Raw genomic sequence first — 22,823 nt, 5'->3', positions numbered from 1 at the left:
GCGGTGCCAGTGGGGGTCAGCCCGTGCGGCGGGAGACCAGGAACTCGGACCACACGCACTTGCCACCGCCCCGCGCCTCCACGCCCCAGTCGTCGGCGAGCGAGTCGACCAGGAGCAGCCCCCGTCCGGAGACACCGGATTCCCCGGCGTCCCGGCGGCGCGGCAGGGCGCTGGAGTGGTCCTCGACCTCGACCCGCAGCCGCCGGTCGGTGCCGGTGAGAAGGCGCAGGGTGACGATCGCGGAGCCCTCGGTGTGCATGAGGGCGTTGGTGATCAGTTCGTCGGCGACCAGTTCGATCTCGTCGCTCTGGCCCTTGGCGCCCCAGGACCGGACCGCGGCACGGATCATGTGCCGGGCCTCGGCCAGCGCCTCGGGATCGCCCGGGGACACGTGCTGCCGGATCCGGCCGAAGGTCCGGGGAGCGTCCAGCCGATGGCGGCGCAGCAGGAGCAGCGCCACGTCGTCGTCGCCGCCGCGCTCCTCGGCGACGTCGATGAGCCGGTCGGCGAGGTCGCGTACGTCCCGCGGGCCCGAGGCGACCAGCGCGGTGAGGAGCCGCATGCCCTCGTCGAGGTCGACGCCGGGCTGCTCGACCAGGCCGTCGGTGCACAGCAGCAGGGTGTTGCCGGGGTCCAGCTCGACGGTGGCGACCGGGTAGACGAGGCGTCCGAACTCGGCGGACAGGCCGAGCGGCAGCCCGCCCTCGACGGGGACCCGCCGGCAGGTGCCGTCGCCGTACCGCAGCAGGGGGTCGATGTGTCCGGCGCGGACCACCTGGACCACTCCGGTGGCCAGGTCGGCCTCCGCGTACAGGCAGGTCGCGAAGCGGTCGGTGTCGAGTTCGTGGAGGAAGACGGAGGCCCGCGCCATCACGGTGGCCGGGGGGTGGCCCTCGGCGGCGTAGGCGCGCAGCACGATGCGCAGCTGGCCCATGACGGCGGCGGCGTGCGTGTCGTGTCCCTGGACGTCGCCGATGACGGCGCCGACCCGCCCGCCGGGCAGCGGGATCAGGTCGTACCAGTCGCCGCCGATGTCGCGGCCGAAGGTGCCCCCGAGGGTGGCCGCGCGGTAACGCACGGCGACGTCGCAGCCGGGCACGCTGGGGATGGTGCGCGGCAGCATGGCCTGCTGCAGGCCCTGGGCGAGGTCCATCTCCTGTTCGTAGAGCATGGCCCGCTGCAGGCTCTGCGCGATGCCGCTGCCGAGCGCGACGAGGACGTTGCGGTCCTCCGGGGAGAAGCCGCGCCGGTCGCTGTAGAGCAGCCCGATCGCGCCGATCGGCCGGGCCTGGGCGATCAGCGGCAGGTAGGCGGCCGCGGTGATGTTCAGGTGGGTGATGTCCTTCCACAGCAGCGGGTAGCGCTCCGCGAAGTCCTCCGGCGACTCGATGAAGCGGGGACTGAGCGTCCGTACGGCCTCGCTCATCGGGTACGGCTCGTCGATCCGGGAGACACGGCGGCCGGGGGCGGAGCCGTCATCGGGGCCGTCGGCGACCAGCCGGATGCGGCCGGCCTCGACCAGGCCCATGACAAGGCTGGTGGCGCCCAGGCGGGTGAGGCCGTGGGTGTCCCGCAGGACCTCGATGACGTCGTCCACGGTCCGGGCGTGCGCGAGAGCCGCCGTGGCGAGCTGGACGACGTTGGTGAGCCGGCTGCGGGCCTCGTCCCGGGCTTCCCGCGCGGGACCGGCCTCGATGTCGCCGACCTCCTGGGTGGCGTCGTGGACGATGCCGATGATCCGGCGGGGGCGGCCGGTCTCGTCCCGGCGGATGTACCCCTGGGTGCGGGTCCAGCGCAGGGTGCCGTCCCGGCGGCGCAGGCGGAAGTAGGTGCCGTAGTTCTCGCTGCCGTCCTTCATGGCCTGGGCGACGATGGCGTCCATCCGGCGGACCTCCGCCGTGGGGACGCGCGCCGACAGCGACTCGGGGCGCCCGTCGTACTCCTCCGGGCGCAGGTCGAACACCTCGTGGGCCTGGGCGTCCATGTGGAGCAGTCCCGTGTCCAGGTCCCAGTCGAAGCTGCCCATGCGGTTGAGCGCCAGGATCGGGTCCGGGTGGGCGGGCCAGTCGTCCGGGAGTGACAGGGCACTCGCTCCCCGATCAACCATGAGCCCCACCTTGCCAGGATTTGCCCGATTCTTCGACTCCTGGTCCACCAGCCGGGCTCCCCGGGGGCCCGGGAGAGCTCGGGCCGGCCGGGGTACACAGAGCGTGATCGCACGAGAGGAGCGCGGCAGTGGAGTGGTTCACCGCACCCGACTACTGGCTGAGCCGGCTGGTCTTCCAGCGTGCCCTGGCCGTCGTGTACCTGGTCGCGTTCCTGACGGCGGCCCTGCAGTTCCGCGCGCTGATCGGCGAGCGCGGCCTGACGCCGGTGCCCCGCTTCGTGGCGCGGGTGCCGTTCCGACGGGCGCCGAGCCTGTTCCAGCTGCGCTACTCCGACCGCCTCTTCGCGGCCGTGGCCTGGGCGGGGTGCGCGGTGTCGGCGGCGCTGGCGGCCGGCCTGGACTCGCTGCTGCCGCTGTGGGCGGGCATGCTGCTGTGGCTGGTGCCGTGGGCGCTGTACCTGTCGGTCGTCAACGTGGGGCAGACCTGGTACTCCTTCGGCTGGGAGTCGCTGCTGCTGGAGACCGGCTTCGTCGCCGTGTTCCTCGGCAACGACGAGGTGGCCCCGCCGGTCGTCGTGCTGTTCCTGCTGCGCTGGCTGCTGTTCCGGGTCGAGTTCGGGGCGGGACTGATCAAGATGCGGGGCGACGAGTGCTGGCGGAAGCTGACCTGCCTGGACCACCACCACGAGACCCAGCCGATGCCGGGGCCGCTGAGCTGGTTCTTCCACCGTCTGCCCCGGCCGCTGCACCGCGTGGAGGTGGCCGCGAACCACGTCACCCAGCTCGTGGTGCCCTTCCTGCTGTTCACGCCGCAGCCCGTCGCGACGGCCGCCGCCGCGCTGATGATCGTCACCCAGCTGTGGCTGGTGCTGTCGGGCAACTTCTCCTGGCTGAACTGGATCACCATCGTGCTGGCCCTGTCGGCGGTGCGGTTCCCGGCCGATCCGCCGTCCGTGTCCGCCGCGCCGCTCTGGTACGAGGTCGTGGTCCTCGCGGCGGCGGCACTGCTGGTGTTCCTCAGCCATGGGCCGGTCCGCAACATGATCTCCCGCCGCCAGGTGATGAACCGCTCCTTCGACCCGCTGCACCTGGTCAACACCTACGGCGCCTTCGGAAGCGTCAGCCGGATCCGCTACGAGGTGGTGATCGAGGGCACCGCCGACGAGGTGGCCCGTGAGGACTCCCGGTGGCTCGAGTACGAGTTCAAGGGCAAGCCCGGCGACCCGCGCCGCTGGCCCCGCCAGTTCGCGCCGTACCACCTGCGGCTGGACTGGCTGATGTGGTTCGCCGCCCTGTCGCCGGCGTACGCCGCGCCGTGGTTCGGCACCCTGGTGGAACGGCTGCTGGAGAACGACCGCGCCACGCTGCGGCTGCTGCGCCGCTCCCCGTTCCCGCCCGACGCGCCGCCGCGCTTCGTCCGCGCCCGGCTGTTCCGGTACCGGTACACGACGTGGCGCGAGCTGCGGGAGACCGGCGCGTGCTGGGAGCGGACGTACGTGCGGGAGTACCTGCCGCCGACCCGGCTGGCCGGGGCGCCGCGGACGTCGTAGACACGGGCGTGGGACCGGCACGCCCGCCCGGACGGGCCGGTCCCACGCGTGGCGCTACGCGCGCCTCAGCCGCAGCGTCATCAGCTGGAACGGGCGCAGCCGTACGGCGATCCGGCCGCCGTCGGCCTCGACCGCGGGGGTCTCCTCGGCCGACGGGCGTTCCAGCAGGTCGGTGACGGCCACGTCCGCGACCGGGAAGCCGGTGGTCAGCGTGGCCCGGGCCCGGCCGCCGTGGGCCTCGTGGAAGCGGACCACCACGTCACCGCTGCCGTCGTCGGCCAGTTTCACGGCGGTGACCACGACCGACTCCTGGTCGGTGGAGACCAGCGGCGCGACCTCCCCGGCACCCGTCACGCGCCGCTCGGGCAGGTTGATCCGCCAGCCCTCGCGCACGGCGTCGCCGATGTCCGCGCCCGGCACCAGCGCGTGCCGGAACCGGTGCACGCCCTGGTCGGTCTCGGGGTCCGGGAAGCGCGGGGCACGCAGCAGGGAGACCCGCACGGTGGTGGTGGTACCGGCGTCGCCGTCGGTGCGGACGGTACGGGTGACGTCGTGGCCGTACGTCGAGTCGTTGACGACGGCGACGCCCCACCCCGGCTCCTCCAGGTGGACGAAGCGGTGGTTGCAGGCCTCGAACTTGGCCGCCTCCCAGCTGGTGTTGGTGTGGGTGGGCCGGTGGAAGTGCCCGAACTGGGTCTCCGACGCGTACCGTTGGGCGTGCACGTCGAGCGGGAAGGCAAGCTTGAGGAACTTCTCCGTCTCGTGCCAGTCGACCTCGGTGTCCACCTCCAGGCGCCGCTCCCCCGGCGGAAGCGTCAGCACCTGGGTGACGCGGGAGGAGCCGAAGGAGCGGACGATCCGCACCGAGGCGCCGTCGTCCCCGGGGGCGACCTCGTCGGCGTCGGTGAGGTCGGTGACCGTGTTGCGGTAGAACTCGTCGACGTCCCAGGCGTCCCACATGGCGGGGAGGTCGGGGTGGAGCTGGAGCAGGTTCCCCGCCGCGCCCGGCGGGATCGTCTCGCGGTCCGCGCCGAGGTCGTACGCCGAGACGACGAGCCCCCGGTCGTCGATCCCGACGCGCAGCAGGCCGTTGTCGAGGACGTGTCCTCCCCCGGGGCGGGGCGCGAGGCCGGTGCGGCCCCCGGTGGCGGGTGCGGCGGCGCCGCCGGCCGGGACGCCCGCCCGGGCGTGCGGGGCGGCGTTGAAGACCAGCGGGGTGTCGCCCTCACCGGCCAGGGCGCGCTGGGCGGCGTCGATGATCCCGTTCAGCTCGCCGGCGAGGCGGGCGTAGGTGGCGCGTGCCTCGCGGTGCACCCAGGCGATGGAGGAGCCGGGCAGGATGTCGTGGAACTGGTGCAGCAGGACCGTCTTCCAGATGCGGTCCAGGTCGTCGTACGGGTAGGGGAAGCCGGCGCGCACGGCGGCCGTGGCCGCCCACAGCTCGGCCTCGCGCAGGAGGTGCTCGCTGCGGCGGTTGCCCTGCTTGGTCCCGGCCTGGCTGGTGAGGGTGGCGCGGTGGAGTTCGAGGTAGAGCTCGCCGACCCACACGGGCGGCTGCGGGTTCTCGGCCTCGGCCTTCTCGAAGAAGGCCCGCGGGGTCTCCCACTCGACCGTCGCCGAGCCTTCGAGGTCGCGCAGGCGGGCCGCCTTGGCGACCATCTCGCGGGTGGTGCCGCCGCCCCCGTCGCCCCAGCCGGTCGGGGCGAGGGAGTGCCGGGCGACGCCCTTGTCCTTGAAGTTGCGGACGGCGTGCGCGATCTCGCCGCCCTTCATGGAGCAGTTGTAGGTGTCGACGGGCGGGAAGTGGGTGAAGATCCGGGTGCCGTCGATGCCCTCCCAGCGGAAGGTGTGGTGCGGGAAGGTGTTCGTCCGCGACCAGGAGATCTTCTGCGTCAGCAGGTACTTGGCGCCGGCCGCCTTGATGATCTGCGGCAGGCCGGCGGCGAAGCCGAAGGTGTCCGGCAGCCACGCCTCGTCGTTCTCGACGCCGAACTCGTCGAGGAAGAACCGCTTTCCGTGCACGAACTGCCGGGCCATCGCCTCCGATCCGGGCATGTTGGTGTCCGACTCGACCCACATGCCGCCGGCCGGCACGAACCGCCCGTCCGCCACGGCCTTCTTCACCCGCGCCCACACCTCGGGCCGGTGGTCGCGCACCCACGCCCACTGCTGGGCCTGCGACATGGCGAAGACGAAGTCCGGCTCGTCCTCCAGGAGGGCGGTCATGCTGGCGGTGGTGCGGGCGACCTTGCGCACCGTCTCGCGCAGCGGCCACAGCCATGCCGAGTCGATGTGCGCGTGGCCGACGGCGCTGATGCGGTGCGCGGAGGGGACGGCGGGCGCGGACAGCACCTCGGTGAGACGGGAACGGGCCTGTTCCGCGGTGCCGTTGACGTCCTGGAGGTCGATGGCGTCCAGGGCCCCGTCCACCGCGCGCAGGATCTCCCAGCGCCGCGGCGACTCCACGGGCAGCTCGGCCATCAGCTCACCGAGGACCTCCAGGTCGAGCACGAGGTTCCACACCGTCTCGTCGAAGACGGCGAGGTCCATGCGGGCGAGGGTGTACTGCGGTTCGCCGCCGGCGGTGTCCTTGTCGCCGAGTCGCGTGGGCACGAAGGGGCGGTCGCCGAAGATGACGGGGTTGGAGGCGGCCTCGACGTGCAGGCGGACCTCCTCGCCGCCCTCGACGGGCGCGCCGATCCGCACCCACTGGTTGCGCGGGTTGAGGCCCTTCACCGGGGTGCCGTCGGGCCGGTAGACCAGGCCCTCGCACTGGAAGCCGGGCATGTTCTCGTCGAAGCCGAGGTCGAGGACCGCCTCGACGGTCCTTCCGGCCCACTCCTCGGGCACGGTTCCGGTCACCCGGAACCAGCTGGTGCCCCAGGGAGCGCCCCAGCGGGCGCCCACCTCGATGGGCTCGGGTTCGGCCGCGAGTCCCTCCTCGACCGGCACGGGTTCACCGGGCGCGTGCCACACCGCCACGTCCAGGGGCACGGACGCGGGGTGGACGGCGGGGCGGACGCGCTCGTCGAGGACGCGCGCGAGGCGGGCCTCGACCAGGTTGCGGTCGTCATGCATGCGGGTGCTCCGGGGTCGGTGGGGCGGGTGGTCGCCAGGCGGGGGTGACGGCTGCGGGAGCGGACGTGGGTACAGCTCCCCCACGGCGCGTGGTTCGAACCGTGCGGCCGCCCGCCGGGCCACGGTCCACCGGTGGACCACGGTGTCGCCGCCGCGTCTTCCGACGGGGCTCGCCCGCACGGTGCGCGTGCCGGTGCCCCGGCCGGCCGAGCGGGACGGGCGGCGCCCCGGACCGGGCCCGCCCCCTACAGGGCGCGGTACATGACGTGCAGGCCCACCCGCCCGTGCCGCGGGTGCTCATAGGCGTCCGGCACCGTGCCCAGGACGGTGAAGCCGAGGGAGGTCCACAGCTCCACCGCCGGGTTGGTCTCGACGACGGCGTTGAAGACCATGCCCCGGTATCCCTCGGCCCTGGCCGCGGCCAGGACGTGTTCGGCGAGGGCCCGGCCGATGCCGCGGCCCGCCTGCCGCGGGTCGACCATGAAGCCCGCGTTGGCGATCCGGGCGGCGGGGCCGCCGTAGTTGGGGGTGACGTACGCGGAGGCGACTACGGCGCCGGCGTCGTCCTGGACGACGTAGACGCGTTTGGCGGGGTTCATCCACAGGGCCCGGGCCTCCTCCTCGGAGGTGCCCGGGTCCCAGGTGTAGGTCTCGCCGGCGGCGACGATGCGGTGCCAGAAGGGCCAGATCCGCGGCCAGTCGTCAGCCGTCGCTTCCCTGATCAGCATGGGCGTGAGTCTCGCACGCCCGTGCGTCCGGCGGACGGAGGGGTGGCGCCGCGGTCAGTCCACGCTGGGCAGGATGTGGGGCTCGGCGAGGTCCTCCTCGTAGCCGGCGAGGCGGATGGGAGCGGAGCGTGCCCACACGTCCAGGCTGCCGATCTCTCCGGGCCGGCGGCGCGCACGCTCCGCGCGTTCCTTGGGGCGTTGTTCGGGATTCGTCTGCGTCTCCGGTGTCACCGCGCACTCCTTATGTGTCGGGTCACCCTCGGGGCCCGTCGGCCGGTCCGCTGTCCGGCGGCCGGCGCCCGCGCGGGTTGAGGTCGAGAGCAGTTCGGACGCGGTGGCGCCGGCAACTCGTGCGGGAGCGGGCCGTTGTGAACCGGCTCCTCCCATGACGGACGGTGGGTGTGGGTTGGGCCCCGTACTGCTGTCCGTCCGCTTCAGACTAACCAAATGAGCGGGGGTGCGCTCTATGGGGCTCAAAACATGGGGTAACCATTGCCTTCCGCTCCGTACACGGTTGGCCCCAGTCTGCTCGGGTTCACCCAGCTTCGCACCGCGGCCGACTCACCCGTTCGAGTTAAGGATTCGAGCGCGTCTTCGAATATCGACGATGGTGGTCGCGTAGTTAAGTTGCCGTTGGCCGCGACGCAAGCCGGCCATGCTCTGCTGCCCGTCGGCAACGGCTGTCTCGTGGGAGGACCGGGGCATGGAACTGCGCAGCGTCGAGGAGCTGATGGGCCTGCTGTACGCCTGCCGGGGCGCACGGCCGGACCCGGGGCGCGGCGGCGGCCCCGCGGACCCGCACACCCACGCGCTGCGGACCGCCGCGCTGCTGCGCCGGCGCCGGCCGGCCGACAAGGAGCTCCAGGTGGCCGGTCTGGTCTCGCCCGTGGGCGTGTTCCTGTGGCCCGGCGACCCGGCCGGCCGCACCGCCACGCTGGTGCGGCCCCTGCTCGGCGCGCGCGTCGCCCGCCTGGTGCACCGCCAGGCCGTCCCGGAGCCCTGGCCCCAGGACGACGACCTGCTCGGCCTGCGGCAGGCGTACGAGGAGGCCCGCACCGCCGTCTTCGACGCCGGGGTCCTGGAGGACTGGCGCACGGTACTGGAGCTGACGGCGGCCCGGAACACGCGCCTCGGAGCCCTCGACTGACGCCCGGGAGGACCGGCGCCCGGCCGGGAGCAGGCGGGTGTCCCGCCGACGGACCGGCGGATCAGCGCCGTTGGCCCGGCGGATCAGCGCCGTTGGCCCGGCGTGGCGGTCACCACTTGCCGGGCGCGTAGTCCTTGAGGAAGACGCCGTACAGGTCCTCGCCCGCCTCGCCGCGCACGATCGGGTCGTAGACGCGGGCCGCGCCGTCGACCAGGTCGAGCGGGGCGTGGAAACCGGCCTCGGCCAGGCGCAGCTTGTCGTAGTGGGGACGCTCGTCGGTGATCCAGCCGGTGTCGACCGAGGTCATCAGGATGCCGTCGGTGTCGAACATCTCCTGGGCACTGGTCCGCGTCACCATGTTCATGGCGGCCTTGGCCGCGTTGGTGTTCGGGTGGCCCGCGCCCTTGTAGCCGCGGGCGAACACGCCTTCCATCGCCGAGACGTTGACGACGTAGGCACGCCCCGAGGAGGCCTTGCGGGCGGCCTCGGCCATCGCCGGCCGCAGCTTGCTGATGAGGATGAACGGCGACGTGTAGTTGCACAGCTGGGTCTCTAGCAGTTCCACCGGGGAGATCTGCTCGATGGTCTGGACCCAGGTGTTGCTGTCGACGACGTCGGGCAGCAGGCCGCCCGCGTCGATGGCGGTGCCCTCGCGGTGCCGGACCACACTGGCGTTGCCGGCGACCAGGGCGAGGTCGGCCACCTTCTGCGCGTCGAGCCCCGAGGCGCCGACGGGCAGCGCGGCCAGTCCGTCGACGGCACCGGAGTTGAAGGCGCCGATGACGTGGTGGGCGGGCAGTTCTCCGGCCGGCAGCGGGGCGCTCTCGCCCTCGACGAGCGCGGCGTACGCGGAGGGCAGGCGGCGCACGGTCTGGGTGGCGTTGTTGATCAGGATGTCGAGAGGGCCCTGCTCGGTGACCTGGTCGGCCAGGGCCACGGCCTGGGCCGGGTCGCGCAGGTCGATGCCGACGACCTCCAGGCGGTGGATCCACTGGGCGGAGTCGTCCATGGCCTTGAAGCGGCGGATGGCGTCCTTGGGGAAGCGGGTCGTGATCGTGGTGTGCGCGCCGTCGCGCAGCAGCCGCAGCGCGATGTACATGCCGATCTTGGCCCGGCCGCCGGTCAGCAGCGCCCGCTTGCCGGTGAGGTCGGTGCGGGCGTCGCGCCGGGCCCTGTTCTCGGCGGCGCACGTCTGGCAGAGCTGGTGGTAGAAGTAGTCGACCTCGACGTAGCGCTGCTTGCAGACGTAGCAGGAGCGGGGACGCTGGAGTATCCCCGCGATGCTGCCCTCCTCGGTGCGGGAGGAGGGCAGGATGCCCTCGGTCTCGTCGTCGATGCGCTCGGCGGACCCGGTGGCGGTGGCCTCGGTGACCGCCTTGTCGTGGGCGGTCTTGGCGGCCCGCCGCTCCTGACGGCGGCGCTGCTTGACCGTGCGGTAGATGTGCGAGGTGGCCCGGCGGACCTTGATCGCGTCGGGGTGGTCGACGTCCAGCTCGTCGAGCTCCTCGAGCACCGCGAGGCAGACCGCGAGCCGCTCCGGGTCGATCCCCGGGCCGTGCACCACCTCGTCCGTGGTCGCCGAACCGTCCTGTGTCACCGTCATCGCCGCTGCCGTTCCCTGGTCACCGTCGCGGCGCTCCCAGACGCGTCCGCTTTCGAACAGCGGATTTTATTCAGCGCCGGGGCACGGATCCAAACCCGTTCGCCTCAGGGACCGCACGCGGTGAGCAATGTCTCCACCTCCTCGGACAGGGCCAGGGCGAACCGGTCGAGGTCCGGCACCGCCTTCGCGTCGGCGACCAGGCCGTAGTGGACCTGTCCGCGGTAGGTCGAGACCGCCACCGCCAGGGAGTGGCCGCGGGCCAGCGGCGCCAGCGGGTAGACCTCGGTGAGCGGGTGGCCGCCGAGCCGCAGGCCGAGGCTGGGCAGCGGCACGCTGGTGACCAGGATGTCGAACCAGAGCCGGGCGGCCTGCCCGACCAGCGGCCCGCCGAGCCGGTGACCGAGTGCGGGCACGTGATCGGCGAGAAGGGCGACGGCACCGGCGCCCCGTCCGGGCCCCGCGTCCTTGTTGCGGTCCATCGCGGCGCGGACCGCGCCGAGGCGGGAGAGCGGGTCGGGGTCGCCGACGGGAAGCCGTATCAGGTAGCCGGAGAGCCGGTTGCCCTGGGGGTGGGCGGTGCGCGGGCGACGCTTGGAGACGGGGATCAGCGCGCGGGGCGCGACGCCCTCGCTGCCGTCGCCGCGCTCGTCCAGCCAGCGGCGCAGGGCCCCGGCGACGACGGCGATCAGGACGTCGTTGACGGTGCCGCCGACCGTCTTGCGCACGCGGTGCACGTCGTCGAGGTCCACGGCGACGCCCGCGGTGCGGCGGGTGCCGGAGGACGCGGCGGTGAGCGCGGCCGAGGAGCGCACGTCGAGGGTGGACAGGGCCGCCGCGGCGCCGATGTCGAGCGCGCGGCCGGCGTCGGACAGGGCGCCGCGCACCATTCCCGGCAACCGGCGCACGTCCGGGAGGAGGCCGCGCGGGGGCTCCGCGGGGCGGGGCCGGGGCGCGGGCAGGTCCATCGGGTCGAGGACGCCCGCGGCGAGGGTCAGCGCCCGCAGGCCGTCGGCCAGGGCGTGGTGGAACTTGAACAGCACGGCGAAGGAGTCGCCCTCGGCGCCCGGCAGCACGTGCGCCTCCCACGGCGGCCGGCCGCGCTCCAGCGGGCGCTCCATGAGCCGGCCCGCGCGGGCGTGGAAGTCCGTCGTCGGGGCGTGCAGCCGGACGTGGTCGAGCGGGTCGAAGCCTGGGTCGGGCTCGCGCGCCGCGCCGCCGAACGCGAACGGCCGCCGCAGACCGAGCGGCGGCTGCCAGGTGTCCCGGATCCGCATCCGCAGCCCGGGGACCGCGGGGGCGCGGGCCGCGAGCAGGTCCGCGGCGTGGGCGCCTGCGGTGGACGAGCGGGCGGGGAAGATCCCGAGCGCGGCGAGGTGCATCGGATGCTCGGCGGTCTCGATGTTCCAGAACGCCAGGTCGAGGGGAGCGAGCGGTTCGGCAGTCAAGGGCGTGCCTCGCAAGGACGACGGGTGGACAAGCAGTCAATCGCCCTCCGCCGATTACGGTCAAGTACGATCAAGCTACGTACAGTTAACAGCAGATTAAAGTCCCGCCCCTCGGAAAGGGGCGGGACTCATGGGACACCTGTGGTGATGTCGGCGCTGTCGGTGCCGCCCGCGCCGAGGTGCCCCACCCGGACGGCTGCGGGCCGACCGTGCGTCCGGGCGACCGGATGGAGCAGGCCCGTCGCGTCACCCGGGTCCTCAGGCGGCCGGGCACCCCGCCGGGGTGGCCCGGGACGCGTCGCGGATCAGCGCCTCGTGGGCGGCCCTCACCCGCTCGACGTCCGGCTTGAGGACCTTGCGGTCGTAGGTCGTCAGGCCGTTCAGCTCACCCTCCACGTCCGAGATCTGGGTGTAGACGGCACCGTTGCTGCCTCGGCAGACCAGGGCGCGCACCTCGTCGAGCTTGGTGAGGTAGTCGTCCGTGTACGTCTGGGGGTCGACGTCGACGTACGACTGCTGCACGGACCAGGCGTGTCCGGGCACCGCGAGGCCGAGACCGCCGTACTCGCCGCTGACCAGGGCGCGTTCGCCGTCCGGGCGGGGCGGCAGGGCGGGGCTCGGGTAGCCGTGCTCGTCCATGATGTCGCCGGCGCCGCCGTCGGCCCCGAGGTTCAGGCCCGACTGGTTGTTGACGAGGCGGGTCGGGTCCCAGGCCTTGGCCTGGGCGGCGACACGGCCGATGTCGTACTGGCCCCAGCCCTCGTTGAAGGTGACCCACATGATGATCGACGGGCTGCTGACGTGCTCGTCGATCATCTCCTTCATCTCCCGCTCGTACTGGGCGCGGGCGGCGGCGCCCGGGTTCACCCCGGCCGTCATCGCGGGCATGTCCTGCCACACCAGCAGGCCCAGCCGGTCGGCCCAGTAGAACCAGCGGTCGGGCTCGACCTTGATGTGCTTGCGCACGGAGTTGTAGCCGAGCCGCTTGTGCAGTTTCAGGTCGTACGCGAGGGCCTCGTCGGTGGGCGCGGTGTGCAGGCCGTCCGGCCAGAAGCCCTGGTCGAGGGTGGCCATCAGGAAGACCGGCTCACCGTTGAGGACGGTGCGCGGTACGCCGTTCACCTTCTCCACGGCGATGGAGCGCATCCCGAAGTAGCTCTCGACACGGTCGCGTCCGACGGTGACCTCGAGGTCGTACAGGAACGGGTCGTCGGGCGACCACAGGTGCGGGTCGCGGATCCGGAGGGTCAGCGGTTCACCGGTGCGTCCGCTCACCGCGGCGACCTTGCGGTGTCCGGCGTACGCCGTCGCGCTGATCCGTACGCCGTCGCGCACGCCCTTCGGCTCGACGGTCAGCGTGCTCGCGGCCCCGTCGACGTGCGGGGTGAGCTTCAGGGAGTCGACGTGGTCACGGGCGACCGGTTCCATCCAGACGGTCTGCCAGATGCCGGAGCTGGGCGTGTACCAGATCCCGCTCGGGTCGAGGCGCTGCTTGCCGACCGGCGGGTTCTCGCCGTTCGCCGCGTCGGTCGGGTCGTAGACGCCGACGATCAGCTCCTGGGTGCGGCCCGGCTTCAGCGCGTCGGTGACGTCGGCGCTGAACTTGTCGTAACCGCCCTTGTGCTCGGCGACCTTGGTGCCGTTGACGAACACCTCTGACTGCCAATCTACAGCACCGAAGTTCAGCTTCAGCCGCTGGGAGGAGCCGATGTGCCAGTCCCGGGGCACGGTGAAGGTGCGGCGGTACCACATGCGGTCCTCGTGCCGCTGGATGCCGGAGAGCTGGGACTCCACCGGGTACGGGACGAGGATGCGCTCCTTCAGGTTCCTGCCGACCGGCGGCTGCTCGCCGGGCTCCGCGGCGGCGAACTGCCAGCGTCCGTTGAGGTTGCGCCAGGCGTCCCGCGTCAGCTGCGGGCGCGGGTACTGCGGGTGGGCGTTGTCCGGGCCCACCTCCTTGGCCCACGTCGTGCTCAGCTCGTAGGTGGAGTGGTTGCCGCCGCTGCTCCAGAAGGCGCTGACAACGTTGCCCGCGGTGTCCGCGAGGCCGCCTTCCCCGTCGTAGCGGACGTCCGCGGTGCCGGGGGCGGTGCCGGTCTTGTTGCCGACGACGGGTTCGCCGAGGGCGACGAGGAGGGCGGTGGGGTCGGCGGGGTCGACCTTGGCCCCGGACAGGGGCCACTTGGCGCCGCCGATGACCGCTTCGATGTGGTCGGTGAGGCCGGCCGGGGCCGCGGCGAGCGGGCGGGCGAAGTCGAGCTTGAGGGTGCGGCCGGTGCCGAGGACCGTCGTCGCGGTCGCCCCGTCGTAGTCGAAGCCGTCGGGCAGGCGGAACGCCGACTGCGGGACGGGCTCCTTGCTGCCGCCCGGCTCGGTCCAGCGCAGATGGAGGTTGGAGCCCCCGTAGTGCTCGAAGTACTCGAGCTTGAGGTCGTACGACTGGCCTGCCGTCAGCTCGATGGGACGGGCGGTCTGTTCGCGGTCCCAGTCGTCGACCCAGTGGTCGATGGCGAGCTCGCCGTCGATCCAGAGGCGGAAGCCGTTGTCGCCGGTGATCGAGAAGGTGTGGGCGCCGGTCTTCTCCGGCACCAGCTTGCCGGTCCAGCGGACGCTGACGTCGTCGGACCGCCCGGTGGCGAAGTTCAGGCGCGGCTCCAGCGTGTCGAAGTCGAGCTGCGGGTCGAAGCCGGTGGCCTTGAGTTCGTGGAAGTCGAAGGCGCCGGGGGCGGACTGGGTGTAGTACTCGCCCTTCAGGCCGTGGACCTCCGCGGCGGCGTCGTCGGCCGCGCTCGCGGGTGGTGCGGCGGCGAGTCCGGCGACGCCGAGTGCCGCGGCGAGCAGGAGTGCCAGTCGGTCTCTGAGTCGTTTGGTGCGCACTTACCCTCTCCTTGAGGACAGGTGGTGGCTGATGGCTCAGGGACATCGATGTCTTACATCGATGTAACAGCAGAGGCATGACAACACGGATTCCGCCCGGCGTCCAGGGACATGACAACGGTCCCGGGTGCATCGCGGGCATCGCCCGCCCCGGGACCGCCACCCGCCGTCACGACACCCGCTGCCCCTTGCCCAGCGCGATCACGCCACCCCCGGAGACGGTGTACAGCTCGGCGTCCCGCGCCGGGTTGACCCCGATCGTCGCGCCCGGGGGCACGTCGACGTTCTTGTCCAGCACCGCGCCGCGCACGACCGCGCCCCGGCCGACGTGCACGTTGTCGTGCAGCACCGAGCCCTGGACGACCGCTCCCGGGTCCACCACCACCCCGGGTGAGAGCACGGACCGCGTGACCTGACCGCGGATCAGGCAGCCGGCGCTCACGATCGACTCGCCGGCGATGCCGCCGGCGTTGAAACGGGCCGGGGAGAGCTGGGCGGAGTGGGTGTAGAGCGGCCAGTCCCGGTTGTAGAGGTTGAACGCGGGGCGCTCGGCGATGAGGTCCATGTGGGCGTCGTAGTAGGCGTCGAGGGTGCCGACGTCCCGCCAGTAGCCCTGGTCCCGGGCGGTCTCCCCCGGCACGTGATTGGCGCTGAAGTCGTAGAGCGCGGCCTCCCCCCGGTCGGTGAGCCGGGGCAGGATCGAACCGCCCATGTCGTGCACGGAGTCCCGGTCCTCGGCGTCCCGGTGCAGGGCCTCGACGAGGGCCTTGGTGGTGAAGACGTAGTTGCCCATCGAGGCGAAGACGCATCCCGGGTCGTCGGGCAGCCCCGGGGGGTCGGCGGGCTTCTCCAGGAAGCCGGTGACGGTCCGGCCGTCGGAGCCCGGGGTGATGACGCCGAAGGAGGACGACTCGGCGCGCGGGACGCGTATCCCGGCCACGGTCACGCCCGCGCCGGACTCGATGTGCTGGGCGAGCATCTGCCGCGGGTCCATGCGGTACACGTGGTCCGCGCCGAACACCGCCACGTACTCGGGCTGCTCGTCGTACACGAGGTTCAGGGACTGCAGGATCGCGTCGGCGCTGCCCAGGTACCAGCGGGGACCGAGCCGCTGCTGGGCGGGGACGGGGGTGACGTAGTTGCCGAGCAGGCTGGACATCCGCCAGGTGGTGGTGATGTGCCGGTCCAGGGAGAGCGACTTGTACTGGGTGAGGACGCAGATCCGCAGGATGTCGCCGTTGACCAGGTTGGACAGCACGAAGTCGACGAGCCGGTAGGTGCCGCCGAAGGTGACCGCGGGTTTGGCGCGGTCCGCGGTCAGGGGCATCAGGCGCTTGCCCTCTCCGCCCGCCAGCACGATGCCGAGCACCGAAGGACCTCCACGACGCATGGCCGCTCCCCTCTCCCTCGTTCCCCCTCGGCCGCCCCTGGGCGGGGCGGCTCAAGCCTGTGTGAGGATCTCCTCGTAGAGCTGGACCGTGCGGCGCGCCGCGGCGTCCCAGCCGAACTCGCCCACCGCGCGCTCCCGGCCCGCCTCGCCCATCCGCCGGGCGGCCTCCGGGTCGCCGAGGACCGAGTCCAGCGCCCGCGCGAGTCCCGCCTCGAAGTCGTCGTCCCTGCCGCCGTTCCCGACGTCGCCCGCACCGCCGTCCGGGCCCGCGCCCCTGGGGACGAGTACCCCCGTCTCACCGTCCGCCACGACCTCGGGGATGCCGCCGACCCTGGAGGCGACGACGGGCGTACCGCAGGCCATCGCCTCCAGGTTGACGATGCCGAGGGGCTCGTACACCGAGGGGCAGACGAAGACGGCGGCGTGGGTCAGCAGCTGGATCACCTCCGGGCGCGGCAGCATGCGCGGGATCCAGTGCACGCCCTCGCGGGCCCGGCTCAGCTCGGCGAAGAGGTCGCGGAACTCCCGGTCGATCCCGGGGGTGTCCGGTGCGCCCGCGCACAGGACGACCTGCGCGGCCGGGTCGATGTCCCGTACCGCGCGCAGCAGGTGGGGCACGCCCTTCTGGCGGGTGATGCGGCCGATGAACAGGACGTACGGGCGGGAGGGGTCCAGGCCGACGCGGTCCAGGGCGTCGGTGCGGGGGTCCGGGCGGTAGAGCCCGGTGTCGATGCCGTTGTGCACGACGTGCACCCGGGCGGCGTCCAGCGCCGGATAGCAGCCGAGGATGTCCTCGCGCATGGCGCCGGAGACGGCGATCACCGCGTCGGCGGCCTCGACGGCGGTGCGCTCGGCCCAGCCGGAGAGCGCGTAGCCGCCGCCGAGCTGCTCCGCCTTCCAGGGGCGCAGCGGCTCCAGGGAGTGGGCCGTCACGACGTGCGGGATGCCGTACAGGAGCTTGGCGAGGTGGCCGCCGAGACCGGCGTACCAGGTGTGGGAGTGGACCAGTTCGCGGCCGTCGAGGGCGGCGGCCATGGCGAGGTCCACGGAGAAGGTGCGCAGCGCGTCGTTGGCGCCGTCGAGCGCGGGCCAGGGGCGGTGGCGCAGTACTCCGTCCGTGCGGCCCTCGCCCCAGCAGTGCACGTCCAGGTCCACGAGGCGGGCGAGTTCACGGGCGAGGAACTCGACGTGGACGCCCGCGCCGCCGTACACGTCCGGCGGGTACTCGCGGGTCAGCAGTCCCACACGCACCCGGAACCTCCCGTGCTCGGCGGCTGGTCCCCTCATGGTCACCCAGACGGGGCGCCCGGGGAAGAGCGCGGGGGCGGTGCGGACCGGGGAGGCCGGGGTGGGCTCGAAGGCCTCGGAGGCCGGGTGAAGCAGCAGTCCCCGCAGACGCCCGCGCCGGGCACCCGGTAGTACAGGCAGCAACTGCGGCGGCGGAAGGCGGTCCCGGTGAGGGTGCCGGTGCCGGCGAGCAGGGGGTGGCCGAGCAGGTCGGCGGTCAGGGAGCGGGCGCGGGCGGCGGTGTCCGTGCGGCCGTGCCGGCGGGCCCAGCCTTCCAGTTCGCGGCCGGCGCCGGCCAGCGCGGAGGCCGCGTTGCCCCACAGCAGGCCGGTCGCGACGCGGTACCGGGCGTGGACGGTCGCCGTCAGCGGGCAGAGGTGGGCGCGGAGCACGACACCGGCGAGCGTGGGGGCGTCCGCGGGCAGGGGACGGACCTCGGTGAGCCACAGGTCGTCGGGGGAGGCGGCGTCGGGGTCCCAGTGCAGCAGGCGCGGTGCGAGGTCGGGAACGCGGCCGTACAGGACGGCGCAGCCGAGCGTCACCGACCACAGGCGGGCCGCGAGCCCCTGGTGGGCCACGGAGGCGGCGACACGGGACTCGGGGGTGCCGAGGACGGCACCGACCTTGCGGACGCGGAACCCCAGGGGGTCGTGCTGCGCGGAAGGGGGTCGCCGTGCGCGGGGGTCCTGCTGCGCCGGGGGGTCGTTCTGCTCCGGGGGGATCCGCTGCTCCGGGGTGATCCGCTGCTCCGGTGGGTCCTCCTGGTCGTCCGGTGTCGCGTCCTCGTGTCCCCGCGCGTGGACGTGTGCGAGGGTGGGCAGCGGCCGGGGCGGCGGCTGCGACGCGTGCAGGACGGAGAAGCCGCCGAGCGGGCGGAGGGCGGCGAGGGCACGGTCGAGGTCCACGGAGACCAGTAGTATCAAGGACCCTACGGGGTACGGCGCCGGGTTCCCGGTCGGAAGTAGCCCACCCTGGGGAGGACGGCACCGCCGTCATACTCCATCGGCAGTAGGACCCAATGAATGCTCAGGGACGACGACGGGAAGCCCTTGAGACGGCATCGTGTTGTCCATGGATGACGACCGTTCGCCGCGCCGGCCGCTGGGCCCCCGACTCACGCCGAGGAGCAGCCGATGAGCGCCCTCGTGTTGTCCGTGCTGCTGTCGCTCGTCTCCGCCGTGGCGTACGCGGGCGGAGCGATCGTGCAGGAGCAGGTGGCGGCGTCCTCCCCGGGTGCTCAGTACGCCCCGCTGCGCCGGCCGGGCTGGTGGGCGGCGGTCGCGCTCAACGGCCTCGGTGGCCTGCTGCACGTCGCGGCCCTCGCCCTCGGACCGCTGAGCCTGGTGCAGCCGCTGGGCGCCCTGACCATCGTGTTCGCCCTGCCCATGGCGGCGCTGTTCGTGGGCCGCAGGGCCGGTGCGACGGCTTGGCGGGGCGCGCTCATGGCGACCGTCGGACTCGCGGGTCTGCTGTCCCTGGTCGGCGCGTCCGACGCACAGTCGCTGAACACCGGGCAGCGGGTCGGGGCGGCCGTCGTCACCGGTGGCGTGGTGGTGGCGCTGATGATCGCCGGCCGGGCCGCGCACCGGCATCCGGCGGTGCGCAGCATCCTGCTGGCGACCGCGTCCGGCATCGCCTTCGGCATGTCCTCGGTGTTCACCAAGACGGTCGCCGTCGACTGGACCGGCGGTGTGTCGGCCGCCGACCTGCCGTCCATGGCCGTGATCGGCGTGCTCGCCACGGCCGGCATGCTGCTGTCCCAGGCCTCCTACCGGGGCGCCGGTCTCGCGGCCCCGCTGGCCACGCTGACGGTCGTGAACCCGGTGGTGGCCGCGGTCGTCGGCATCACCATGTTCGGCGAGTCCTTCCGCTACGACACGACCGGCACCGTCCTCGCCCTGGGCTGCGGCGTGGTGGCCGCGGGCGGGCTGATCCTGCTGACGACGGAACGGATCGCGCGGGAGGCCGCCGAGGGGACCGCGGCCGTCGGGGAGGGCGGCCCCGAGCCGGTGCCGGCCGACGTCGTCGTGCCGGCCGAGGGCGTGCCGGCCCGGGAGGTGTGCGTGCCGCGGACGGACCGGCTGCCCGACAAGGTCTTCGTGCCGTCCCAGGCGTCCGCCTCACCGCCGGTCCCGGACCCCGTGGCCGCCGAGGAGGGGCACGACGGGGCGTACGAAGCCCGGAAACCGGCCGGGTCCGGCGCGACGCCGCTCCCCTACGGCCCGTTCTACGGCGGCCCGTTCGCCGCGCTGCCCCTGCTCGACCGGCACCGGGTGGGGCTCAGATCCTGACCCCGCCGGCCCGCAGATACGCCAGCGGGTCGACGTCCGAGCCGAAACCGGGCCCCGTCCGCACCTCGAAGTGCAGATGCGGGCCCGTGCTGTTCCCGGTGGAGCCGGAGCGGCCGATGCGCTGGCCCGTGACCACCGACTGACCGTCCTTCACGGAGATGGCCGAGAGGTGCGCGTACTGGGAGTAGCGGCCGTCGTCGTGCCGGACCACCACCTGGTACCCGTAGGAGCCGCCCCAGCCGGCGCTGATGACACGGCCCGCCGCGACCGACTTGACCGAGGTGCCGGTGGGGACGGGGAAGTCGACGCCGGTGTGGTAGCCCTTCGACCAGGAGGACCCCGCCTGGTGGTACGGCGTGCCGGTGGGGGCGTCGACGGGAGCGGTGAGGGCGTGGCCGGTGCCGGCCTTCTCCGCCTTCTCGGACTTGTCTGCCTTCTCCGCCCTGGGCCTGTCCGGTTTCGCCTTGCCCGGTTTCGCCTTGCCCGAGGGGGTCCTGCCGGTGTCCGAGGACGGCTTCCTCGGCTCGGTCGGCCTGGTCGTCGTGGGCTTCTTCGGCGTCGTCCCGGCTCTCCCCGGCCGCTTCGCCTCGGGGCGAGGGGCCGTGGCGGCCTTCTCACCGCGCAGGGACAGCCGCTGGCCCGGCAGGATCAGGTCGGGGTCCGCTCCGATCTCGGCGCGATTGGCGTCGTAGAGCCGCTGCCAGCCGCCCCGGACCTGCTGGGAGTCGGCGATGCCGGAGAGTGTATCGCCGCTGATCACGGTGTACATCCGGGCCTGTCCGGCCCGGGACTGCGGCGTGGTCTGGGGCTGGGCGTCCTTCACCGAGCCGGACGTCCGTGCGGACTTCGGGGCCGTCTTCCCGGCGGCCCTCTCGGGCGTCTGCTCGGCCACCTTCTCCGCGCCCCCGGCCGGACGCACGTCGGGGGTGCCGCCTCCCCGGGTCAGTCCGGCCCGCTCGGAGCACACCGGCCAGGCGCCCGGGCCCTGCCCGTCCAGCACCTTCTCCGCGACGGCGATCTGCTGCTCCCTGGTGGCCAGGTCCGCACGCGGGGCGTACTCGGTGCCGCCGAACGCCTCCCAGGTCGACTGGGTGAACTGCAACCCGCCGTAGTAGCCGTTGCCGGTGTTGATGTCCCAGTCGTTGGTGGACTCGCAGGCCGCGACCTTGTCCCAGGTCTCCACGTCGGCCGCCTGGGCGGTGCCGGTGCCGATGAGGGGGAGGGCCAGTCCGGCTCCCCCCGCGGTGACGGTCAGTGAGGCGCGGTTGATCCTGTTCGGCTGGTACCGGCGGTGCCGGCCGCGTACGGCCATGGAAATCCCCCTCGACATCGCGTCAGGAGGGGCAAAACTAAGCGCTGCCAACAGGCCATGACAAGACGGCAATCGGTCGGCCGTTCACCCCAAGTGGCGGATATGGGATGCCTGTTGGCCTGATGATACGACGGTCCGCCGAGGAAACGGACCGTCCCGTGCGGGCCGGGGACCGCCGGACCAGGACATGCGACCGGCGTACCAGCACGTCACGATGGTCGAACGCGATACTGGCGGGCAGGGCCGGGCCTCCCGGCAGAGGGCACCATCGACACCAAGGTCACTAGGAGCCAACCCCATGAGCACTACAGCGCAGATCGGCGTCACGGGCCTCGCGGTCATGGGCCGCAATCTCGCCCGCAACTTCGCCCGCAACGGCTACACGGTCGCGGTGCACAACCGGACCGCGTCGCGGACCCACGCGCTCGTGGAGGAGTTCGGGAGCGAGGGCGACTTCGTCGCGACCGAGACCGCCAAGGAGTTCGTGGCGGCGCTGGAGCGGCCCCGGCGGCTGGTGATCATGGTGAAGGCCGGTGACCCGACCGACGCGGTGATCCACGAGTTCGCCCCTCTGCTGGAACCCGGCGACATGATCATCGACGGGGGCAACGCCCACTTCGCGGACACCCGGCGCCGGGAACGCGAACTGCGCGAACAGGGCATCCACTTCGTGGGCACCGGCATCTCGGGCGGCGAGGAGGGCGCGCTCAACGGTCCGAGCATCATGCCGGGCGGCTCGAAGGAGTCGTACGACTCGCTCGGCCCGATGCTGGAGAAGATCTCCGCGAAGGCGTCGGACGGCGCGCCCTGTGTGACCCATGTCGGCCCCGACGGCGCCGGACACTTCGTGAAGATGGTGCACAACGGCATCGAGTACGCCGACATGCAGCTGATCGGCGAGGCGTACCAGCTGCTGCGCGAGGTCGCCGGGTACTCCCCCGCGCAGATCGCGGACATCTTCCGCACCTGGAACACCGGCCGCCTGGACTCGTACCTGATCGAGATCACGGCGGAGGTGCTGTCGCACGTGGACGCGGCGACGGGCAAGCCGTTCGTGGACGTGGTGGTCGACCAGGCGGAGCAGAAGGGCACGGGCCGCTGGACGGTGCAGATCGCGCTGGACCTGGGCGTGCCCGTGTCCGGCATCGCCGAGGCCGTCTTCGCCCGTTCCCTGTCCGGGCACGCGGCACTGCGGGACGCCTCGCGCGGCCTGGCCGGCCCGAAGGCGTCACCGCTGGGCGAGGCGGAGGCGGCCGCCTTCGCCGACCGGGTGGAGCAGGCGCTGTACGCGTCGAAGATCGTGTCGTACACGCAGGGCTTCCACGAGATCGCGGCGGGCAGCGAGGAGTACGGCTGGGACATCGACCTGGGCGCGGTCTCCTCGATCTGGCGCGGCGGCTGCATCATCCGCGCGGCCTTCCTGGACCGCATCCGCGCCGCGTACGACGCCCGCCCCGGTCTGCCGAGCCTGCTCTCGGACGAGACGTTCGCGCAGGAGATCGCCGGCGCCCAGGACGACTGGCGCGAGGTCCTGATCGCCGCGACCCGGCAGGGCGTCCCGACGCCCGGCTTCGCCGCGGCCCTCGCCTACTACGACGCCCTGCGCGCGGAGCGGCTGCCTGCCGCGCTGACGCAGGGGCAGCGGGACTTCTTCGGGGCACACACGTACCGGCGGACCGACCGGGACGGTACGTTCCACACGCTGTGGGGCGGGGACCGTTCGGAGGTCCCCGCGTAACCGTACGTCGACGACGCGATCGGGCGGTGGGCGGCCGGTGCGGTCGCCCACCGCCCGCTGTTCCTTCCTGTCGGCGCCCCCGTGGCTCAGGTGAGCGGCGGCCCCGGTTCCGGGTCGGGCACCGGCTCCGGCCCCGGCGGGATCGGCGACGGGGAGGGCTCGGGGGGACCCGGGTGCGGGGGTGGCGGCGTCGGGCCGGGACCCGGCGGCGGGGGCGTCGGTTCCGGGCCGGGGCCCGGCGGCGGGGGTGTGGGGGCCGGTCCGGGAGGC

Annotated in this window: 15 protein-coding genes; 4 read left to right on the top strand and 11 right to left on the bottom strand. The window is 73.1% G+C overall.

What is annotated here, in order from left to right; translation table 11 throughout:
* Positions 1 to 16: 16 nt before the first annotated feature.
* Positions 17 to 2,107: a SpoIIE family protein phosphatase gene (locus KUM32_RS32930; protein ID WP_217145603.1), complete on the bottom strand. Its 2,091-nt coding sequence runs from the start codon at positions 2,105 to 2,107 to the stop codon at positions 17 to 19.
* A gap of 128 nt (positions 2,108 to 2,235) precedes the next feature.
* Between KUM32_RS32930 and KUM32_RS32925 the strand changes: the two genes are divergently transcribed.
* Positions 2,236 to 3,657 carry a lipase maturation factor family protein gene (locus KUM32_RS32925; protein WP_217145602.1) on the top strand — a complete coding sequence of 474 codons (1,422 nt, stop codon included), beginning with the start codon at positions 2,236 to 2,238 and terminating at the stop codon, positions 3,655 to 3,657.
* 54 nt (positions 3,658 to 3,711) lie between these two features.
* Here KUM32_RS32925 and KUM32_RS32920 read toward each other — a convergent pair whose 3' ends face one another.
* The 3 genes from KUM32_RS32920 to KUM32_RS32910 all read right to left on the bottom strand — a co-directional run bounded on the left by KUM32_RS32920 (position 3,712) and on the right by KUM32_RS32910 (position 7,694).
* Entirely contained in the window at positions 3,712 to 6,735 is a 3,024-nt protein-coding gene (locus tag KUM32_RS32920; protein WP_217145601.1) for a glycoside hydrolase family 38 C-terminal domain-containing protein, read from the bottom strand.
* Positions 6,736 to 6,980: 245 nt separating this feature from the next.
* A complete protein-coding gene (locus KUM32_RS32915) occupies positions 6,981 to 7,463 on the bottom strand; it encodes a GNAT family N-acetyltransferase (RefSeq protein ID WP_217145600.1) in 483 nt (160 codons plus the stop codon).
* Between the two features lie 54 nt (positions 7,464 to 7,517).
* Positions 7,518 to 7,694: a hypothetical protein gene (locus KUM32_RS32910; RefSeq protein ID WP_217145599.1), complete on the bottom strand. Its 177-nt coding sequence runs from the start codon at positions 7,692 to 7,694 to the stop codon at positions 7,518 to 7,520.
* A gap of 472 nt (positions 7,695 to 8,166) precedes the next feature.
* Here KUM32_RS32910 and KUM32_RS32905 point away from each other — a divergent pair, with 472 nt between their 5' ends.
* Complete coding sequence (locus KUM32_RS32905; protein WP_217145598.1) at positions 8,167 to 8,610, top strand: hypothetical protein; 444 nt, start codon at positions 8,167 to 8,169, stop codon at positions 8,608 to 8,610.
* Positions 8,611 to 8,719: 109 nt separating this feature from the next.
* Here the strand turns inward: KUM32_RS32905 and KUM32_RS32900 are convergent, their stop codons facing one another.
* The 6 genes from KUM32_RS32900 to KUM32_RS32875 form a co-directional block, all read right to left on the bottom strand.
* On the bottom strand, positions 8,720 to 10,213 hold the full coding sequence (locus KUM32_RS32900) for an SDR family NAD(P)-dependent oxidoreductase (protein ID WP_217145597.1): 1,494 nt from the start codon (positions 10,211 to 10,213) through the stop codon (positions 8,720 to 8,722).
* 104 nt (positions 10,214 to 10,317) lie between these two features.
* The gene (locus KUM32_RS32895; RefSeq protein ID WP_217145596.1) at positions 10,318 to 11,658 is read right to left on the bottom strand and encodes a wax ester/triacylglycerol synthase family O-acyltransferase; all 1,341 of its coding nucleotides are present in this window, start codon (positions 11,656 to 11,658) and stop codon (positions 10,318 to 10,320) included.
* A gap of 258 nt (positions 11,659 to 11,916) precedes the next feature.
* Positions 11,917 to 14,535 carry a PA14 domain-containing protein gene (locus KUM32_RS32890; RefSeq protein ID WP_217145595.1) on the bottom strand — a complete coding sequence of 873 codons (2,619 nt, stop codon included), beginning with the start codon at positions 14,533 to 14,535 and terminating at the stop codon, positions 11,917 to 11,919.
* A gap of 169 nt (positions 14,536 to 14,704) precedes the next feature.
* Positions 14,705 to 15,925 (bottom strand): glucose-1-phosphate adenylyltransferase, encoded by a 1,221-nt coding sequence (gene glgC, locus KUM32_RS32885; protein ID WP_217145594.1) that lies wholly within the window; start codon positions 15,923 to 15,925, stop codon positions 14,705 to 14,707.
* A 51-nt stretch (positions 15,926 to 15,976) separates the two neighbouring features.
* Positions 15,977 to 17,176: a glycogen synthase gene (gene glgA / locus KUM32_RS32880; protein ID WP_217145593.1), complete on the bottom strand. Its 1,200-nt coding sequence runs from the start codon at positions 17,174 to 17,176 to the stop codon at positions 15,977 to 15,979.
* 38 nt (positions 17,177 to 17,214) lie between these two features.
* Complete coding sequence (locus KUM32_RS32875) at positions 17,215 to 18,117, bottom strand: (2Fe-2S)-binding protein (protein ID WP_217145592.1); 903 nt, start codon at positions 18,115 to 18,117, stop codon at positions 17,215 to 17,217.
* A 228-nt stretch (positions 18,118 to 18,345) separates the two neighbouring features.
* On the opposite strand from KUM32_RS32875, the gene KUM32_RS32870 reads away from it, so the two are divergent.
* Complete coding sequence (locus KUM32_RS32870) at positions 18,346 to 19,503, top strand: DMT family transporter (protein WP_217145591.1); 1,158 nt, start codon at positions 18,346 to 18,348, stop codon at positions 19,501 to 19,503.
* Here the strand turns inward: KUM32_RS32870 and KUM32_RS32865 are convergent.
* On the bottom strand, positions 19,493 to 20,815 hold the full coding sequence (locus tag KUM32_RS32865; RefSeq protein ID WP_217145590.1) for a transglycosylase family protein: 1,323 nt from the start codon (positions 20,813 to 20,815) through the stop codon (positions 19,493 to 19,495). The genes KUM32_RS32870 and KUM32_RS32865 overlap by 11 nt on opposite strands.
* A 298-nt stretch (positions 20,816 to 21,113) precedes the next feature.
* On the opposite strand from KUM32_RS32865, the gene gndA reads away from it, so the two are divergent.
* A complete protein-coding gene (gene gndA / locus KUM32_RS32860) occupies positions 21,114 to 22,553 on the top strand; it encodes an NADP-dependent phosphogluconate dehydrogenase (protein ID WP_217145589.1) in 1,440 nt (479 codons plus the stop codon).
* The last annotated feature ends 270 nt before the right edge of the window (positions 22,554 to 22,823 follow it).

It is taken from the genome of Streptomyces sp. AC627_RSS907 (assembly GCF_019049165.1).
The sequence above is the reverse complement of the archived record's forward strand: the minus strand, read 5'-3'. Positions and strand labels throughout refer to the sequence as shown.